Below are 17,155 nucleotides of genomic sequence, written 5' to 3'. Positions count from 1 at the left end.
GGTGAGCCCGCAAACAGCGTCGAATCGTCAGTTCGCGATGCGGGTCGTCGGGGTGCAGTTGACCGGGAAGGTCACCGACTTCGCGATGTAGCAGAGCTCGTGGGCGCGTTCGTGCAGGGCATCCGCCACGTCCACGCTCGCCCGGTCGGCCACCGTGACCTGGGGCGCGAGCAGCACCTCTTCGAACTGGCCGGAGCCGTCCGGGTTCTCGGTGAGGATGCCGCGCGCCTGATCATGGTAGCCGGTGACCACCACGCCGCAGTCCGCGGCCAGGTGCAGGAACCAGAGCATGTGGCACTGCGACAGCGATGCGACCAGCAGTTCTTCCGGGTTGTAGCGGTCCGCGTCGCCGAGGAAGACCGGGTCCGCGGAGGCGTCGATGGCGTCCTTGCCCGCGGCGCGCACCTCGTGGGTGCGTTCGTAGCTGCGGTACGAGCTGGTGCCCTGCCCGGTGTTGCCGGTCCACACCACGTCGACCTTGTATCCGTGCCGTGCCGCGCTCGGCGCGGTCGGTGTCGTTTCGGTCATCGACCCATCGTGGCACTCCGGCGCAGTGCTGTGGTGATCTTTTTGAGGTTCAGATCACAAATACGCCACCACGGCGAAGTAGAACTGCGCACCGAATGGGGGCCGTGAATCCGGCGGGCGGCTGTTGCAGCCCGCCGGACACACGGGCCCGACGCGTCAGGAACTTGCGCTCAGCCTCGCTCGGCGATGTCGGCCAGCACCGCCGCCATGGTGCGGACCGGGACCCCGGTGCCGCCCTTCGGTGTGTAGCCCCACGGCGCGCTCGTGTTGTAAGACGGGCCCGCGATGTCCACGTGCGCCCACTGCACGTCGTCGGCGACGAACTCCTCGATGAAGATGCCTGCCGCGAGCATGCCGCCCCAGCGGTGCCCGGTGATGTTGGCAAGGTCGGCGAGCTTGGAGTCCAGGTCGCCGCGCAACTCCTCGGGCAGCGGCATCGGCCAGCCGCCCTCGCCGACGGCCTGCGACAGCCGCGCCACCCGGTCGCGGAACTCCTCACTGCCCATCACGCCGGGGGTGCGCTTGCCCAGCGCCACGACCTGCGCACCGGTCAGCGTGGACGTCTCGATCAGGTAGTCCGGCTCGTCCTCGCAGGCCCGCGTGATGGCGTCGACAAGGATCAGCCGGCCCTCGGCATCGGTGTTGAGCACCTCGACGGTCTTGCCGCCGTACATGGTCAGCACGTCGCCGGGGCGGTAGGCGGTGCCCGACGGCATGTTCTCGGCCATCGGGACGGTCGCGGTGATGTCCAGCGGGTAGTTGAGCCGCCCGGCCAGCAGCATGGTGGCGATCACGGCGGCGGCCCCGGACATGTCCGAGGTCATGTCCTCCATGCTCGCGGCGGGCTTGATCGAGATGCCGCCGGTGTCGAACGTGATGCCCTTGCCGATCAGCGCGACCTTCTTGGCCGCCTTCGGGCCCTTGTGCCGCAGCCGCACCAGACGCGGTGGGCGGGCGGAACCGGCGCCGACGCCGAGGATGCCGCCGAAGCCCTGCTTGCGCAGCGCGCTGTCGTCGAGGACCTCTACTTCCAGGCCTGCGGCGCGGCCGAGTTCGGCGGCGCGCTCGGCGAAGGAGGCCGGGTACAGGTCGTTGGGCGGGGTGTTGATCAGGTCGCGGGCAGTGTTGACCGCCTCGCCGATCGCGGTGGCGCCCTTCAGTGCGTGCGCGTTTGCGTCCGCCTTGGCGTCGCCGACCACCAGGTCCACCTTGGACACCGGGCCGTCGCCGGACTGCGACTTGTACGAGGTGAACGCGTAGGCGCCCATCACTGTGCCCTGCACCGCCGCAGACAGGTCCAAAGCGGACAACGTGGTGGCGGCCTGCTCGACGCCGCTGAGCGACCGGGCCGCAGCGCCGGAGGCCCGGCGCACCGCCTCGCCGGACACCCCGCCGATTGCCGTGGGCTTGCCCAGCCCGACGGCGACCAGCACGTTGGCGCGCAGCTTTCCGCCAGCGGGCAGCTTGACGACCTCGTCCGCTTTGCCTGTCGCGCCCAGCGAGGTGAGCACCTTCGCCAGGTCTCCGTCGTACGCGGCGGCGACCTGGTCGGCACCGGGTGCGAGTTGCAGGCCGTCGGCGCCCTGGACGGTTCCGACGATGAGCGCGTCCGCGGTCAGCTTGGCCACCGCCGCGTCGGTCAGGGCGAGTTTCGGGGTCGTCACGTGGTCATCCTCCGGGTCACTGCGTCAACGCTGCGGTGTCAGCAAAGCTTCTTCGCACTCTAGAACGCTCGGCAACCGCGAATTCGCTCGGAGTCGCGGTCCGTTGGGCTCTCCGCCCTGCCTACCCGTGCGTCAGCCGACAGGCGGCTGCAAGCATCGACATTCGTCTGTAAGGGTGGTGCCGTGCCCCAAGAGGTTGAAAAATCGAACGGTCGGCTCGCGCCCGGTAGCGGCGGGATCCCGCTCGCGCTCGGCGGGATGCTCGGTGCCGGCGTGTTCGTGGGGCCGGCGCCCGCCGCCGCGGCAGCCGGGCCGTGGCTGCCGCTCGGGCTGCTGGTCGCGTTCTTGACCGCGGCATGCGCCGCGTCAGCGACCGCGCACCAGTCAGAGGCCTACTGGGGCCCAGGCGCGACTTATGCGTGCGTGCGGGCGTGGGTGGGCGTGCTGCCGGCGCGAATCGGGGCCAGTGCGCACCTCGCCGGACAGGTCGCCGGGATGGCCGTGATCGCGCGGGTGCTGGGCGATTTCTTCCTGCCGACCGCCGCTCCGCAGGTCGCCGCGGTGGCACTGCTGCTGGTCGTGCTCACGGCGACGGTGGGGTTGCGGATCAGGGGCGGTGCCGCCTGGATCTGGCTCGCGCTGACCGTCGCGGTGCTCGGGCTCGTGGTGGTCACCTGCTTCGCGATAGAACCGGTGCCGCCGATAGCGACCGGCCGCCCGCTGGCCGACAGCGCGGTGGGTATCACAGGGGCGGCCGGCGTGCTGTTCTTCGCTTTCATCGGCTTCGAGCGGCTGACCGCGCCTGCCGTCGAGCAGGACCGGTTCGCCTGGTCGGCGATGAAGCGCGGCACCGTGGTCTCGCTGGTCGCACTCGCGGTGGCGTTATCGGTGGTGACCGCGGCGTTGGTCTACCAGCTGGGATGGTCGCGGCTGGCGCTTTCACCGACGCCGATCCGCGAGGTGCTGACCGCCGCTGCGGCCGCGAACCTCGCGCCGTTGGTGGGCGTCGGCGCGGCGGTGGCACTGCTGCCGGTGCTGCTGGGTGCGCTGGAGTCGTTCCGGTCGACGGCGCTGGCGCTCGTGCAGGACCGTGACTTGCCGCGTTTCATGGGCCGCACCGGCAGCGCCGGGACGCCTTATCTGCTCGATCTGGCTGCTGGTGCCGCGGCCGTGGTGGTTGCGGTGCTGGTCGATCCGGTTCCGGCGATGGCCTTCGCGGCCTGCTGCCTGCTCGTCCACCACGCATTCACGAATGCCGGTGCGCGACTGCTGCTTTCGGAGGGACACATCTGGCCAATGCGCGCAGCGTGCCTGGGCATGGGGTTGTCAGTTTTACTCGCAATGAGCATGCCGATTTCTGCGATGCTTGCGACGCTTGTTGTCGTTGTTGTCGGTCCTTTGGCGACGGGAGGGGTGTCCCGTCGCTGGAGATGAGGCGGGTCATGCTCAAGACGAGTGTTGCCAACATTCCCCTGAAATCCACTGGCGAGTCCCTAACGTGGGAGCCCGGCGAGGAAGTGCTCTACAGCTTCTGGAGGCTGGACGCTTCGCTCGGCACCGTCCACCCGGCACGGGTGGTCGAGGACGACGGAGACCACCTGCTGTGCTGGGTCCTGGACGGCACACCGATCCGGATCACCACTTCCCCGGACGGCCGGTCGCCGCGCCAGATGTCGTTGTCCGAACGCTTCAACGGGCCCCGAGTTCCCGCGAAGTCGACCTGGCGCGGCACCTCGACGCTGCGCCTGGTGTTCGAGCACCGCTGGGCGTCGGTCTGGTGGTTCTTCGAGCCCGACGGCACTTTCCGCAACTGGTACGTCAACCTCGAAATCCCGCTGGGCAGGGATGCGACCGGTGTCCGGCGCGTCGACGGGGTGCTCGACGTCGAGGTGTTCCCCGACGGGTTCTGGTCCTGGAAAGACCAGAACGAGGTGGCCGATGCGTTGGCCGCCGGCCGGTTCGACGAGCGCCACCTGAGCCGGCTGCAGGCCGAGGGAGAAAGCATGATCGCGCTGGCCGAGGCGGGTCGGTTCCCGTTCGACGGCACCTACTGCGATGCCAGGCCCGATCCGAAGTGGGCACTTCCGTCCCTCCCGGAGGGACTGCTGCTCATCTGACGAGCTGGGGGCCGTGAGTCCGTCGGCAGCCCGAAGGACTCACGGCCCCGTGCCGCCCGGGTCAGAGCGAGACGAAAAGCAGGAAGGCGATGACGGCGACGATCCCGCCGATCCCGCCGACCGAGCCACCACGCAGGTCCTCGGGGAAGAACGTCTTGTGCTTGTTGCGCCACCAGAACGCCCATCCGACGGCGCCGACCAGGCCCAGGATCGCGCCGAAGATGCCGATCCACGCGTAGCCGAGCATCACCAGCAAGCCGCCGCCCAACGGCATGAGCGCCGCCAGGGCTGCGGCCAGCGCGTCCTGCGACGTCGTCGTGGGTCCCGCCGGGACCGGTGTGTTGTGGCCGTACGTCATGGTCACATCATAGGCGGCGAATCGTCCGGATCCATCCGCTTCGGGTCACGAACGGTTGCGTTCGTTCAACGTTGAGTAAGCGGACGCCCGATATTTGGACGACCAAGTTCTGGAGATCCGGTTTCCACTGCTCCGAAGCGCGCGATACGGTACGCGCATGACTGGAGCGCTGCCTTTCACCCGGACCCCCAACCCGCAACCGGCCAGCGACGAGCGCCGTGCGGAAGTATTGGCGAATCTGGGCTTCGGACGGTACTTCACCGACCACATGGTGACCATCAAGTGGACCGACGACCGCGGCTGGCACGATGCCGCAGTGGAGCCCTACCACTCCCTGGAGCTGGACCCGGCGACCTCGGTCCTGCACTACGCGCAGGCGATCTTCGAGGGACTCAAGGCCTACCACCAGCCCGACGGGTCGATCGCCGCGTTCCGGCCGGAGGCGAACGCACGGCGTTTCCAGCGCTCGGCGCAGCGGATCGCAATGGCCCAGCTGCCAGAGGAACTGTTCATCGAGTCGCTGCGCGAGCTGATCGCGGTGGACGCCGACTGGGTGCCGAGCGCCGAGGGGAGCTCGCTGTACCTGCGGCCGTTCATGATCTCCACCGAGATCGGGCTCGGCGTCAACCACCCGTCCAACGCCTACCTGTACGCGCTGATCGCATCCCCGGCCGGCTCGTACTTCGCCAGCGGCATCAAGCCGGTCACCGTGTGGCTGAGCCACGAGTACGTGCGGGCGGCGCCCGGAGGCACCGGTGCGGCGAAGTTCGCGGGCAACTACGCCGCGTCGTTCCTGGCGCAGGCCGAGGCCGTGGAGCAGGGCTGCGACCAGGTCGTGTGGCTGGACGCTTGCGAGCGGCACGTGGTCGAAGAAATGGGCGGAATGAACCTGTTCTTCGTGTTCGGCTCCGGCTCGGACGTGCGCCTGGTGACCCCGGCGCTCAGCGGCAGCCTGCTGCCGGGCGTGACCCGCTCGTCGCTGCTGGAGCTGGGCAAGGAACTCGGCATGCAGGTCGAGGAGCGGCGGATCACCGTCGAGGAGTGGGAGAAGAAGGCCACCACCGGTGAGCTCACCGAGGTCTTCGCCTGCGGCACCGCCGCGGTGATCACCCCGGTCGGCCACGTCAAGCACCGCGACGGGGAGTTCGGCATCGCCGACGGCAAGCCGGGCGAGGTGACGATGAAGCTGCGCGAGCGCCTCACCGGCATTCAGCACGGCACGGTCGCCGACACCCACGGCTGGATGACCAAGCTCAGCTGATCGCCAGGGGTGTCCGCAATTTCGAGGAAATTGCGGGAGTTATCCACATCCTTCGGTGTGTCGCCGGGGTGCCGACACACCGAAGGTCCCCAATTTCCATTTGAAATCGAACCTCCGGTTTCAATCAAATGGAAATTGCGGTGGCCTTGGTCAGGCGATGGCCATGGTGGCGAGGACCGCCGTGGTCGCGAGTTCGGATGCGGCACCTAGGACGTCTCCGGTGATTCCGCCGAAGCGGCGTCGAGTGTGCCAGGTGAGGGCGAGTAGCAGGACTGCGGCGAGGACCACGGCGATCGCCGCGTGCCAGCCGAAGCCGACGGTGGCCACCACGAGCAGGGCGAGCCACCAAGTGGCGACGAGCCAGGTCGGTTGGCTGCCAGCTACCAGCGCGCCCATGCCTTCAGGACGTGCCGCCGGCACTCCTGTTCGGCAGCACAGCACGAATCCCGCGCGGCCCACCGCACATGCGAGGACGACCGTTAGCGGCACGTTCGCCAGTTCGGCGAGGCTTGCCGCCTGGATACCGAGCACGAGGATCAAAGCGACCACCGCGAACGGCCCCGCGCCGCCGTCGCGCATTACGCTCAGCGCACGCTCCGGTGGTCCGTAGCAACCGAGACCGTCCACCGTGTCCGCTAGGCCGTCGACGTGCATACCCCGTGTGACCAGCACCAACACCCCGACGGTGAGCAGCCCGGCCAACAACGCGGTAGATCCGAGCGAGGTCAGTACCCAGAGCGCGGCGGCGCCGAAGGCACCGACCAGCGCGCCGACCAGGGGCGCGAACGTGATCGCCTGGCGGCAGATGCGGTCGTCGACGCGCCGCGCGGGCACCGGCAGCACGCTCAGCCACGATACCGCCAGGCGCAGACCGTCCAGCATCGTCACGCCGTCGGGCCGGTCGCCCTGGCTTCGGTCGGGCCGCCGACACCGGCTTCGGCGAAGGTCGCCATCTCGCCGAGCACTCGCACCGCGGCGGTGACCACCGGCAGTGCGGTGAGCGCCCCAGAGCCCTCGCCGAGCCGCATCCCCAGGTCGAGGACCGGGGTGAGGTCGAGGTGGTCGAGCACCAATGGCCCGCCAGGTTCGGTGGAGCGGTGACCGGCTAGCCACCACTGCCGGGCGCCGGGCGCGAGCTCCTCGGCGACCAGCGCCGCCGCACCCACCACAACCCCGTCCAGCAGCACCGGGGTGCGCCGAACCGCGGCCTGCGCGAGGAACCCGGTCAGCGCGGCGATGTCGGCCCCCGCCGAGGTCCGCAGCAGTGCCACCGGGTCGGTCAGCACCTTGCGGGCGCGGCGCAGCGCATCCCGGATCGCAGCGGTCTTGCGCATCCAGGCGTTGTCGTCAATGCCGGTGCCGCGACCGACCACCGCCACTGGTTCGGTCCCGGTCAGCGCGGCGATCAGCACCGCGGCCGGGGTGGTGTTGCCGATGCCCATGTCGCCGGCGATGAGCAGGTCGGCGCCGGAGTCCACTTCCTCGTCGGCGATGGTGCGTCCGGCGTTGATAGCGGCGTCCACCTCGTCGGCGGTGAGGGCGTCCTCCCGGTCGATCGCACCTGACCCGCGCCGCACCTTGTGCGCGCTGACCACCGGCGGGGTGTCGGTATTGACTGCCATGTCCACCACTCGCACCGTCGCGCCGGCGTTCGTGGCCAGCACGTTCACCGCCGCGCCGCCGCTGAGGAAGTTGCTGACCATCTGGCCGGTCACGTCGCTGGGGTAGGCCGAGACGCCGTGTGCCGCGATGCCGTGGTCCCCGGCGAAGACGACCACGCGGGGGCGGGTGAATGGGCGCGGCGGGCAGCTGCCCTGCCGCGATGCGACCCAAACGCCGATTTCTTCCAGCTGCCCCAGCGATCCGGCCGGCTTGGTCAACTGCTCGTGCCGGGCGACCGCCTGCCGCCGGGCCTGCTCGTCGGGCACCGGTACCGCCGGGAACCCGATCGGGCCGGACTGGTTCTGGTCGGTGGACAAGCGAAACCTCCGTCTGTTCGGCGCGTCTCGGGTCAGCGGATGCGCAGCGGTAGTCCGGCCACGAGCAGGACTACCTCGTCGGATACGTCGGCCAGCCTGGCGTTGAGCGAGCCGAGCTCGTCCCGGAACAGCCTTCCAGACCTGGTCGCCGGGACGACCCCGAGGCCGACTTCGGCGGAAACGACCACCAACCGGGCCCGGCACTCGGCGACGGCCTCGACCAACCGGGCGCAGTGCCCGGCCACCACGTCGAGCGCGCCGGGGTCGCGATCCCACGCGCCGACGTCGTCGAGCACGCCGGTCAGCCAGGTGGCCAGGTCATCCACCAGCACGGTCGACCTGGAGTCCGTATCGGAGAGCACGCGGAGCAGCGAATCGGCGTCGCCGGCCTCCACGGTCCGCCAGATGCCGGGGCGCCGGGAGACGTGCAGGGCGATCCGCTCGGCCCACTCGGCATCGTCGGGATCGCGCCGCGCGGTCGCGACGTAAGTGACGGGGGAGGATTCCGAGACCAAACCTTCGGCGTGCGCGGATTTGCCGGAACGAGCCCCACCGAGCACCAACGTGCGCACAGCCATCCGACGATACCTCCGGTCCCTTACCTACGACGTCGTCGCGACGCTACCCGGATCGATCAGGTGACTGCGGTCGGTGTGACAGCCGTCGCCGAGCGCTGGGATCAGCCGATCTTGGCGATGTCCTTGGGGGTGTAGCGGGGGCGAGGAACCCGGAGCTTGCGGATCTGCATGGCCCGGGTGAAGGCGTACCAGCCCAGGGAGAACGGGCGGTCCTTGTGGTCCGGGTACTTCGCGCGCACGCGCTTGTTCACGTACCGGCCCAGCATGGTGCCCTCGACGACCATCATCACCAGCAGCACCATGCACGCCAGCGTCGCGTACTGCTGGACGACCAGGTTCTGCGCCAGCGTGGTGGCGAACACGATCAGCACCAGCGGCATGAACAGGCCCATCAGGTGTCGCCGGGTGTCGACCAGGTCGCGCGTGTAGGCACGCACCGGACCCTTGTCGCGGGGCATCAGGTAGCGGTCGTCACCCTGCATCATCCGCTCGCGGCGCTCACGCGCGGCCTGCCGGCGCTCTTCCTTGTTGCCGCGGGCCCGTTTGACCGCCTCGCGCTGGGTCTTCGGCGGCGGCGGGACGGGGCCGCGCCGCTTGCCCTCCGCGTCTCGGCGCTTCGGCGTCGGCTTCCCCTTCTTGGGTGTGTGGTTGGCGGCATTTTCCGCCGCAGCCTGACCGGTCTCCGCGTCGGACTCGGTGGTGGCGGTCTGCTCAGCGCTGCTACGGCGAAGGAACCTCACTCCAACAGGGTATTCGACGCCCCGGCCGGGGCTGCAGCAGACCGGACACCAGCGCGCGGATCCGACATCGGGAAGCCACATCACACCAGCTAGGCGGGTAACTGTGCCACCATAGGCGGAGGAGACAAGACGTAGCTCCCCCCGGGCGGCGCCCGCGGGAATAGCGCGACTCCGGCTGTGGTTGCATCTCAAGCCGGAATCGGACGAGCGAGACCTCAGGGAGAGTCCATGACCGCCCCGAACACCACGACAGAGGCCGAGGCACCTGCCCACGGTGTCACGTTGACCGACGCGGCGGCCCAGAAGGCCAAGGCCCTGCTCGACCAGGAGGGCCGCGACGACATGCACCTGCGCATCGCCGTCCAGCCGGGTGGCTGCGCGGGCTTGCGCTACCAGCTCTTCTTCGACGAACGCGCCCTCGACGGCGACGCTCGACGGGACTTCGAAGGCCTGGGGGTGGTCGTCGACCGGATGAGCGCTCCCTACCTACAAGGCGCGGTGATCGACTTCGTCGACTCCATCGAGAAGCAGGGCTTCACCATCGACAACCCGAACGCGGGCGGGTCGTGCGCCTGTGGCGACTCGTTCCACTGATCGAGCAAGCCGATCTTGCATCAGGCCGGTGCCCGCGGGCACCGGCCTTCTTGCTGTACGCCCGGCATGGGCGATTGCTTGGGGGTGTGAGTCCCCTGGAGGAAGAGGTGGTGCTAACTCCGAGCCGGAGGTAACTGCGTCGTCGTGAGGCGGGGTGGGAAGGAAGCCCGAGGCGAAACTCTGCACCGAGGAACACGAACCGTGTATAAGGCATGTCGGTTGGGGTGAGTCGGCAGCATACGACGAAGCCCGTCACCGCCAAGGCGGCCGATGTGTAGACGCGGCGGGCGTAGAGAACCGGTCTGCTGGATATGAGTCGCATGGATCGCAGCCATCCCGTGAACGCGGGCCGCAGGGGGAGGAGACGGTGTGTCCGTCGGAGTCCACAGCGGAGCGTAGCGGCGCATCGGCGCAGGGTGGGGACGACGTTCACCCTGGCTGGGAGGTGTCGTTGTGGGAGGAGTTCCTCTCGACGCCCAACCTGGGCAGGGCGTTGAGGCGGGTTGAGGCCAACCGGGGTGCTCCGGGGGTGGACGGCATGACCACGGACGGGTTGCGTCCGTGCCTGCGTGATCACTGGCCGGAGGTCCGGCAGGGTCTGGAAGAGGGCCCGGCCCCTATAGACAGCCGCGTCGCCGCGCCGGCCTTAACCGCGAGCCCGCATGCTGAGGCGAACACCGTCTCGCGGTCCGGCGTCAGCCGCGGGCTTGCAGGCCCCGCCAGGGCGATGTCGATGAAGGGGCGCCAGTCGCCTTTGTCGCGTGGCTGACCGTCGCCGGTGCGCCGCTGCAGTTGTCGGCTCCCGGCGGCTGGCAGCGCTACATCGAGGAGGTCAGCCTGGAGGTCGTCGTCCAGGAGATCCCCTGGCACGTGCACCACGAAGCCGACGAGTGCAGCTACATGCTCGAGGGAGCACTCACTGTCGAGTTCGACGGATTGCTCGTCAAGGGCCTGATCGAGGCCCGGGCCCAGGTGAGTGCCGATGGCCGGCTGGACTCCGCCCGGCTCAACACCATCGCCGCGCAGTACCGCATCACCTGCGAGCAGTGATGCGCGTTTCGTCCGAGGTGGACGGCGGTCCGGGACCCGCTGGTGCGGTCGCCCGAGCCCGGGTCGGTGGCGCTGATGTAGTGTTGCCGCACCTTGCGCGACCGAGGAGGTGGGACCGATTACCGCTGTTGCAGGTCGGGCACTTCCCTCCCGCGGCCGTAATCCGCGTCGGTGAGAGCGCTCGTCGGATTGAAAGGCGCTCCCGATTTCTGCTTTCCCGTCATCGTTGTCGTATCCGGCCGTCGTGACCAGCCTGCGTGCCGCTGGTTGCGTGTTCGCCGAGGACGAGGCGCGGTTGCTGCTGTCTGCCGCCGCTGGCCCGGGCGAGTTGGCCGAGATGCTGCAGCGTCGTGTCGATGGTCTGCCACTGGAGCAGGTGCTGGGCTGGGCGGAGTTCTGCGGTCTGCACATCGCCGTAGCGCCCGGGGTGTTCGTACCTCGCCGCCGCACCGAGTTCCTCGTCCGGCAGGCCGCTGCTCTGGCTCGGCAGCACTCGGTCGTGGTCGACCTGTGCTGCGGCTCGGGTGCGGTCGGCGCCGCCCTCGCCGCCGGGCAGCAGGTGGAGTTGTACGCCGCGGACGTGGATCCCGCAGCGGTGCGCTGCGCGCGCCGCAACCTCGCCGGTGCCGGTGAGGTCTTCGAAGGCGACCTCTACACGCCGCTTCCGGTGGCGTTGCGGGGCCGCGTCGGGGTCCTGGTGGTCAATGCCCCCTACGTGCCCTCCGGCGAGGTCGATCTGATGCCATCGGAAGCGCGGCTGTACGAACCGCAGGTGGCGCTCGACGGCGGTGCCGACGGCCTGGACATCCAACGCCGGGTGGCGGCCGCGGCGCCGCAGTGGCTCGCGCTGGGCGGGCACCTGCTGATCGAGACCAGCCGTCGCCAGGCACCGCACACCGCGGCAATCTTCGCGGATGCCGGTCTGGTCCCGCGGGTGGCCAGTTGCGAGGAACTGGATGCCACGGTCGTGGTGGGGGCCAAATCCGCGACGCCGTAGCGCTTTCCCGCTACCGGCCTGGTTGTGGATCGGGCAGTTCCGGGGCGGCCGTCTTGAACCGGCGAAGCGGCGTGTTCGTCAGCGCGAGCACCACGATGACGACGACGCAGAGCACTCCGCCGGAGAGAACCGCGAACGCCGCCGAAGTCGCTCCGGTAACCAGGCCGCCCCGGAAGTTGCCCAGCTCGGGGCCGGCGACACCGACGATGAGATCCACGGCGCTGACCCGGCCACGGTGCGCGTCCGGCATCGCCAGCTGCACGATCGCCACGCGTGCAATCACCGAGACGGAGTCGTCCGCGCCCGCCGCGGTGAGGCAGGTCAGCGCCAGCCATAGCGGCTGCGCCAGACCGAATCCGGCCAGTGCCAGGCCCCACGCTCCTGCCGCGGGCGCTCTCCGCGACGAGCGAGTGCCGTTCTGACCGCCGCCCGCGTCGGGCTGGTGCGGGGAGCGGCCCTACACCAGCCCTTCCGTTCACTGCGGCTGTTGGGGCGAACAGCTAGGCGTGCTTCGATGTGTTCGTGGCCCGCCCGCTGCTTCTTCGTCGTCCGCATGTTCATCCCTGACGAACGAGTGGTTCTGCGATGTCTTCTGCCGTGGTGGTTCCGGCCGAGTTGGCGGCCACCCATCGCAAGTTCTTCGGAGCTTTCCCGTGGATCGATGAGCTTCCCGGGCTGGCCAAGAAGCAGCGGGCGGCGTGGCGGCTGTGCCTCGCCCGACACGGCTTGGTGGCGCTGATACTGCCCGTCGTGCGCGACGACGGCAGCGCTGCGGTGCTGAAGTTGAAGCCGGTAACTGCCGACCTCCGGGGAGCCGGTGGTGTTGCGCGTGTGGGACGGGCGGGGTGCAGTGCGGCTACTGGAGCACGACACGGCCTCGGGAAGCATGCTGCTGGAGCGGCTCGCGACGCGATCCTTGTCCAGTGTGGACGATGATGTGGCGGCGGCCCGGGTCCTGGCCGGGCTGCAGGCGCGGTTGAGCTCGGTGCCCGCTCCTGCTGGGCTGCGGTGCCCGATGTGGTCGCCGGGATGCTCACCAACGTTCCTGGCGCGTGCGCGCGGCTGGCCGATCCGGCGCAGCGGCGGCTGCTGCAGCATTGTGCGGGCGTGGTCGCGGATTTGCGCGGCGAGGCGGGTGACCGGTTGCTGCACTGCGCCGGTTCGAGGCGATGGTCGAGGTGCTTGGTCTGGACCGGCAGCGCGCGGTGAGCTGGCTCTTGGGCGGGTGCTGCAGAACTGCCTGTGGGACGGCGATGGCGAGGCCGGGCTGAGCGAGGTGCAGGTCGCCGTGGCGGAGTCCTTGATCGCGTAGGGGCCGGTTCACCAGGCCGGTGGCCTCGGGCAGACCGCCGAGGGCTTGGTCATGATTGTTGCCGGGCGAGGTCGGCCAGTGCGGTAACGGTCTTCCAGTTGCGGGCGGTGATGGCGACCCCGAGCCGCTTTTCAAGGTACGCGGCGGTGATTTTGGAGCGGCCCGCTCCGGCGGGGTAGTGCAGATACAGCTTCCGTCCGGTCAGCTGGAGTTCTTCGGGCGAGCCTTCGGGCACGCTCAGCCGCGCGGCACGGTCGGCGTCGGGTTCGGTAGCCAGGAATGCCACGTGCAGTTTGGCGTGGTCGCTTTGCCGGTCCTGGAACGGGTGGTACGCGGCGATGCCGGTGATCTCGGTGCCGGTAACCACCATGACCGGGGTGTCCACACCGAGCTCGTCGGCCAACCGTTTCCGCAGGCCTGCGGCCAGCGCCTCGGGGTCGTCGTGTTCGGATTTGAAGACCACGTTGCCGCTTTGCAGGTAGGTCGCAACGTCGCAGTGTCCTGCGGCGGTGACGAGAGCGCGCAGGTCGGCCATGGCGAGGCGGCCGTAGCTGCCGAGGTTGACCGCGCGTAGCAGCGCAATGTACGTGCTCATGGCGGAAATCCTGCCATCCTCCGACTGAGCTGGGCAGTGCGGCGGCAGCCACGCGTAGCGCGGGCGTCACAAGTGGGCTTCGGCGACGGCTTGGGCGGCGGATTCCCGGCACACGAACCGTTCGCGCAGCCCGGTGATCGTCAGCAGCCGCAGCAACGCTCCGTGACCGGGGACCACGAACAGCTTAGTGTTGCGGTGGTCGGCGCGGCGCTGGGTATGCAGCAGCAGTTCGATGGCGGCGCTGCTGGCGAAGGACACCTCCGAGAGGTCCAGGACGATGGCCTGCAGGGCCGCGGCGGTCAGGCGCTGGCGGATCAGCTCGGTGAGCCTGGGCACCGTGGCTAGATCTATCTCGCCACCGATGCGGACCACCACCACACCCGAGGCGGGCCATTCTACGGCCAGCCGCAGCGCGGAAGCGCAGGTCACGTGCGCGGCGACGGGATTCTCGGCGGTGCGTGACGCGACGGTCGCGTGGCCGCTGCGAGCCCGCGCGGCCGGTGGCATGCTGGATCTGGAGACGATCACGCTACCTCCCCTGGTTGCGTATCGACGGTTCGGTTGGCCACGGGCCCGGGAACTCGCCGCTGCGCTCAACGCAAGAGGTGCGCCGTGGCGGCTGCTCAACCGCACCTCCCACCGTAGGAGCCACCGGCCGAGCCAACAAGGCTCGCCACGTTCGTGTGGTATTTGGTCTCGATCAGGTGGCAGTGAGGTGGTGGCGCGCCGGGGCACTGCCTAGTTGGGCGACGATCCACCATCCTCCAACGGGGCGTGCTGTAGCGCAGAGTGACATCGCTGCGGTGGGGTGGGGTGGGGTGCCAGAAACCGGGAACAACAGCGCCCCAGCCAGCCGTTCCCGCAACCGGCCGGCCGGGGCACCGGACTGTCGTGACGACCGCAGAGCCTGCTCAAGACCGCGTCACGCACCACGTGCGGATGCTCCGAGTGCATGCCGACTGTACGACAAAGGGCGGTTGCAACGTTGTTGGATACTCCGGGTTCTCAACACGTTTTTCGACACTGCACGGGCTGTCTGGGCTCGCCAGCCCGGCAGTTGGTGATCATGTTGAGAAAGGTTCAATTCTCAACACCTGCCGCGCTGCCGGTGGTCGTGGGGACTGGTGGCGAGCCTGGAGTCGGAGCGCACGCTGCGTCCGCGATGCGGCGCGGTGCTTATGGGTCCAGGAGCAGCCAGATGGCGATGTGGTGGCAGCTCGCCGCCACCGACACCGCGGAGTGGAAGAACTCGTGGTAGCCGAATGTCGTCGGCCAGGGGTCGGGCCAGCGGCTCGCGTAGAACACCGCACCGGCGGTGTAGAGCAGCCCACCGACCAGCAGCACCGGGGCACTCACCCCGGCGTTGTGCAGCAGCTCGCCCAACACGAACACCGCGACCCAGCCGAGCGCGATGCAGACGAGGACACCGACCCAGCGCGGCGCATCCATGTGCGCGCACCGGCCGAGACCCAGTTTTTGAGGTGGTAGAGGGCACTGACCCCGAACAAGCCCAGCACCGTGGCCACATAGATCACGATTCCGGCCGTGGCTGCGGCCGGGAGCCAACCCGCAGCCACCACGACCAACGCCGCACCCGCGGCGAGGAACAGAACCAGCGATCCCAGGTGGATCCAGCCTCGCACCTTCGGCTTGACAAGCGCGGCGGGTCGGCGGGAAGTGAGCACGCGAGTCACGGCCTGAGCATAAATAAGCCGGGCCAGGTCAGCGGGGTGCTGTTGACCACTCCCGGCGCGCGGTGCAGGACGTCACGACCGAGGGCGGCAGCGGCTGTTGTGATCTCTAGGCCGGGTCGGTTTCGAACGGCGTGCGCAACCGGCGCATCCCGGCATCGCTGTGGTCAGCAATCGGGTGGTGCTGCTCGGGGACGGCCCGGGTGTGTTCGGGTTCGGCGAAATGGACCGGACTCACCGAGCTCGGAGCGTGGGTGCACCCGCCGGTGGGCGGCACCCGGTCGGAGAACCGGTCGGGGGCCGGGCCGCCGCGGTGCTGGCGGCGCGGGCGGTGCAGTGATGTTGATGTGGTGATGGCATTCCTTCCTTGTCCCGTGGCCGATCCAGGATCGGTGCGGGCGGTGTGCGGGTACGGCGAGGCGGGGTTGATGCGCTCGCCGAAAGCACCGGGGCTCCCCACCCGAGCGGGTGAGGAGCCACCGGAGAAACAGAGACGGTTGTCAGACCACGCGCACGAGGTCGGCCTGCGGGCCCTTGGGGCCCTGGCTGACGTCGTAGGTCACCTGCTGGTTCTCCTCCAGGCTGCGGAACCCACCGGCATCAATCGCCGAGTAGTGCACGAACACGTCCGGCCCGCCCGCGTCCGGAGCGATGAAGCCGAAGCCTTTTTCCGAGTTGAACCACTTCACGGTTCCGTTAGTCATGCGTGTCTCCTTTTGGGAGCTGGGGTATGACGGGCGACCACACCGTGCGGAAGCCCGGGCCGGGGATCTCAGACGGCGGCTAACTCCAGCTGCGACCAAAGAAAGAAGCTCGCCCGCATCAACATTCTGCGAGCATGCACAAAACACGAACCCAGAAACAACGACCGCCACTGACCCTACACGCCACCCGGCCGCCGTCAACCCGGACGCCGCGGCGATCACCCAGCCGTGCGCGTCAGGGCCCGGCCTGGCGTGTTTCGGCGAGTGGATCTTCAAGGCTGATGATCCGCCACGCGGCAGCGAGCGGGGCGTCCTCGCCGACCCGCTGCCGGGCACGCCTGAACCGCCGCGGCTGACAGCGGGAGTAACGGCGAACACCTCCAATCCTCCGAGCGCTGCGGGCCGAGCGACCCGCCTCCTCCACTGACCGCCAGAGCCCCCAGGGCAGGGCGGATTTTCTGCAGCAGCGACCACAGAAACATCACATCGGGCACTGGTGTGCGTCGACTACGTCGCTGCACCACCAGTCGCTCGGCGGCGCACGAGCACTTGGCCCCGAAAGGCCTGCACGTCATCGTTATCAAGCTGGGCGATGTCGGCGGCTCGCGGACCGGCGCAGGGCAGCACCCGGCGCAATGTCCGACCTGTCCGAGTCGCAGGCGATGGGCTTGGCAAGAAACCCCAGGTGAGCGGAGTTATGCCGCCTGATCGATGAAATCTGTGATCGCTGGAGTAGACATTCCCCGCTGAGTGTGTGTAATCTTCTGCTCGTCGCGAGAGAGAGAACGTCAAGTGGCACGGGAGATGACGAACTACCCGTGAGCAAGCGCCAGACGGTCGAGTGTGCGGAGCCGATCAGAGGAAGAGGTTCCGGCATGAGACCAAGGACAGTCGGCAAGGCATGACCGGAGCAGGCAAGAAAGCTCGGGGCCGGCAGTCGCTCGAAGGAAGCAAGTCGGGAAACAGAGGAGAAGGGAAGGGTTGCAC

Annotated in this window: 18 protein-coding genes and 2 pseudogenes; 7 read left to right on the top strand and 13 right to left on the bottom strand. The window is 69.0% G+C overall.

The annotated features are described in order from the left end of the window. Positions 1 to 27: 27 nt before the first annotated feature. Positions 28 to 528 (bottom strand): OsmC family protein, encoded by a 501-nt coding sequence (locus tag ACWDKQ_RS22565; protein ID WP_450140730.1) that lies wholly within the window; start codon positions 526 to 528, stop codon positions 28 to 30. 170 nt (positions 529 to 698) lie between these two features. Then, the gene (locus ACWDKQ_RS22560; protein ID WP_450140729.1) at positions 699 to 2,192 is read right to left on the bottom strand and encodes a leucyl aminopeptidase; all 1,494 of its coding nucleotides are present in this window, start codon (positions 2,190 to 2,192) and stop codon (positions 699 to 701) included. Positions 2,193 to 2,375: 183 nt separating this feature from the next. Here ACWDKQ_RS22560 and ACWDKQ_RS22555 point away from each other — a divergent pair, with 183 nt between their 5' ends. Both ACWDKQ_RS22555 and ACWDKQ_RS22550 read left to right on the top strand, forming a co-directional pair. Next, the gene (locus ACWDKQ_RS22555) at positions 2,376 to 3,626 is read left to right on the top strand and encodes an amino acid permease (protein ID WP_450140728.1); all 1,251 of its coding nucleotides are present in this window, start codon (positions 2,376 to 2,378) and stop codon (positions 3,624 to 3,626) included. 8 nt (positions 3,627 to 3,634) lie between these two features. Further along, the gene (locus tag ACWDKQ_RS22550; RefSeq protein ID WP_450140727.1) at positions 3,635 to 4,309 is read left to right on the top strand and encodes a DUF402 domain-containing protein; all 675 of its coding nucleotides are present in this window, start codon (positions 3,635 to 3,637) and stop codon (positions 4,307 to 4,309) included. Between the two features lie 61 nt (positions 4,310 to 4,370). Here the strand turns inward: ACWDKQ_RS22550 and ACWDKQ_RS22545 are convergent, their stop codons facing one another. Beyond that, the gene (locus ACWDKQ_RS22545) at positions 4,371 to 4,667 is read right to left on the bottom strand and encodes a hypothetical protein (RefSeq protein ID WP_450140726.1); all 297 of its coding nucleotides are present in this window, start codon (positions 4,665 to 4,667) and stop codon (positions 4,371 to 4,373) included. Positions 4,668 to 4,824: 157 nt separating this feature from the next. On the opposite strand from ACWDKQ_RS22545, the gene ACWDKQ_RS22540 reads away from it, so the two are divergent. Continuing rightward, the gene (locus ACWDKQ_RS22540) at positions 4,825 to 5,928 is read left to right on the top strand and encodes a branched-chain amino acid aminotransferase (protein ID WP_450140725.1); all 1,104 of its coding nucleotides are present in this window, start codon (positions 4,825 to 4,827) and stop codon (positions 5,926 to 5,928) included. Positions 5,929 to 6,078: 150 nt separating this feature from the next. Here ACWDKQ_RS22540 and cobS read toward each other — a convergent pair whose 3' ends face one another. From cobS to ACWDKQ_RS22520, 4 genes are all read right to left on the bottom strand, one after another. Next, the gene (cobS, locus tag ACWDKQ_RS22535; RefSeq protein WP_450140724.1) at positions 6,079 to 6,810 is read right to left on the bottom strand and encodes an adenosylcobinamide-GDP ribazoletransferase; all 732 of its coding nucleotides are present in this window, start codon (positions 6,808 to 6,810) and stop codon (positions 6,079 to 6,081) included. Between the two features lie 2 nt (positions 6,811 to 6,812). Beyond that, on the bottom strand, positions 6,813 to 7,907 hold the full coding sequence (gene cobT, locus ACWDKQ_RS22530) for a nicotinate-nucleotide--dimethylbenzimidazole phosphoribosyltransferase (protein ID WP_450140723.1): 1,095 nt from the start codon (positions 7,905 to 7,907) through the stop codon (positions 6,813 to 6,815). A 32-nt stretch (positions 7,908 to 7,939) separates the two neighbouring features. Further along, on the bottom strand, positions 7,940 to 8,485 hold the full coding sequence (gene cobU, locus ACWDKQ_RS22525) for a bifunctional adenosylcobinamide kinase/adenosylcobinamide-phosphate guanylyltransferase (protein WP_450140722.1): 546 nt from the start codon (positions 8,483 to 8,485) through the stop codon (positions 7,940 to 7,942). A 101-nt stretch (positions 8,486 to 8,586) separates the two neighbouring features. Beyond that, positions 8,587 to 9,225: a DUF3043 domain-containing protein gene (locus ACWDKQ_RS22520; protein ID WP_450140721.1), complete on the bottom strand. Its 639-nt coding sequence runs from the start codon at positions 9,223 to 9,225 to the stop codon at positions 8,587 to 8,589. A gap of 228 nt (positions 9,226 to 9,453) precedes the next feature. On the opposite strand from ACWDKQ_RS22520, the gene ACWDKQ_RS22515 reads away from it, so the two are divergent. The 3 genes from ACWDKQ_RS22515 to ACWDKQ_RS22505 all read left to right on the top strand — a co-directional run bounded on the left by ACWDKQ_RS22515 (position 9,454) and on the right by ACWDKQ_RS22505 (position 11,866). Next, the gene (locus ACWDKQ_RS22515) at positions 9,454 to 9,819 is read left to right on the top strand and encodes a HesB/IscA family protein (RefSeq protein WP_450140720.1); all 366 of its coding nucleotides are present in this window, start codon (positions 9,454 to 9,456) and stop codon (positions 9,817 to 9,819) included. 792 nt (positions 9,820 to 10,611) lie between these two features. Next, positions 10,612 to 10,869, top strand: coding sequence for a hypothetical protein (locus ACWDKQ_RS22510; RefSeq protein ID WP_450140719.1), 258 nt, complete (start codon positions 10,612 to 10,614; stop codon positions 10,867 to 10,869). Between the two features lie 244 nt (positions 10,870 to 11,113). Continuing rightward, positions 11,114 to 11,866 (top strand): putative protein N(5)-glutamine methyltransferase, encoded by a 753-nt coding sequence (locus ACWDKQ_RS22505; RefSeq protein ID WP_450140718.1) that lies wholly within the window; start codon positions 11,114 to 11,116, stop codon positions 11,864 to 11,866. 10 nt (positions 11,867 to 11,876) lie between these two features. Here the strand turns inward: ACWDKQ_RS22505 and ACWDKQ_RS22500 are convergent, their stop codons facing one another. After that, positions 11,877 to 12,137, bottom strand: a complete 261-nt coding sequence (locus ACWDKQ_RS22500; protein WP_450140717.1) for a hypothetical protein — start codon at positions 12,135 to 12,137, stop codon at positions 11,877 to 11,879. Positions 12,138 to 12,451: 314 nt separating this feature from the next. On the opposite strand from ACWDKQ_RS22500, the pseudogene ACWDKQ_RS22495 reads away from it, so the two are divergent. Continuing rightward, a pseudogene (locus ACWDKQ_RS22495) lies at positions 12,452 to 13,178 on the top strand (aminoglycoside phosphotransferase family protein). Between the two features lie 49 nt (positions 13,179 to 13,227). Here the strand turns inward: ACWDKQ_RS22495 and ACWDKQ_RS22490 are convergent. From ACWDKQ_RS22490 to ACWDKQ_RS22470, 5 genes and pseudogenes are all read right to left on the bottom strand, one after another. After that, positions 13,228 to 13,773 (bottom strand): DUF1697 domain-containing protein, encoded by a 546-nt coding sequence (locus ACWDKQ_RS22490; protein WP_450140716.1) that lies wholly within the window; start codon positions 13,771 to 13,773, stop codon positions 13,228 to 13,230. Positions 13,774 to 13,839: 66 nt separating this feature from the next. Continuing rightward, positions 13,840 to 14,301: an STAS domain-containing protein gene (locus ACWDKQ_RS22485; RefSeq protein ID WP_450140715.1), complete on the bottom strand. Its 462-nt coding sequence runs from the start codon at positions 14,299 to 14,301 to the stop codon at positions 13,840 to 13,842. 648 nt (positions 14,302 to 14,949) lie between these two features. Next, positions 14,950 to 15,467, bottom strand: a pseudogene (locus ACWDKQ_RS22480) (hemolysin III family protein). 106 nt (positions 15,468 to 15,573) lie between these two features. Next, a complete protein-coding gene (locus ACWDKQ_RS22475; protein WP_450140714.1) occupies positions 15,574 to 15,924 on the bottom strand; it encodes a hypothetical protein in 351 nt (116 codons plus the stop codon). A gap of 40 nt (positions 15,925 to 15,964) precedes the next feature. Continuing rightward, on the bottom strand, positions 15,965 to 16,168 hold the full coding sequence (locus ACWDKQ_RS22470) for a cold-shock protein (RefSeq protein WP_450140713.1): 204 nt from the start codon (positions 16,166 to 16,168) through the stop codon (positions 15,965 to 15,967). Positions 16,169 to 17,155: the final 987 nt, after the last annotated feature.

This window comes from Saccharopolyspora sp. NPDC000995, from assembly GCF_053599315.1.
The sequence above is the reverse complement of the archived record's forward strand: the minus strand, read 5'-3'. Positions and strand labels throughout refer to the sequence as shown.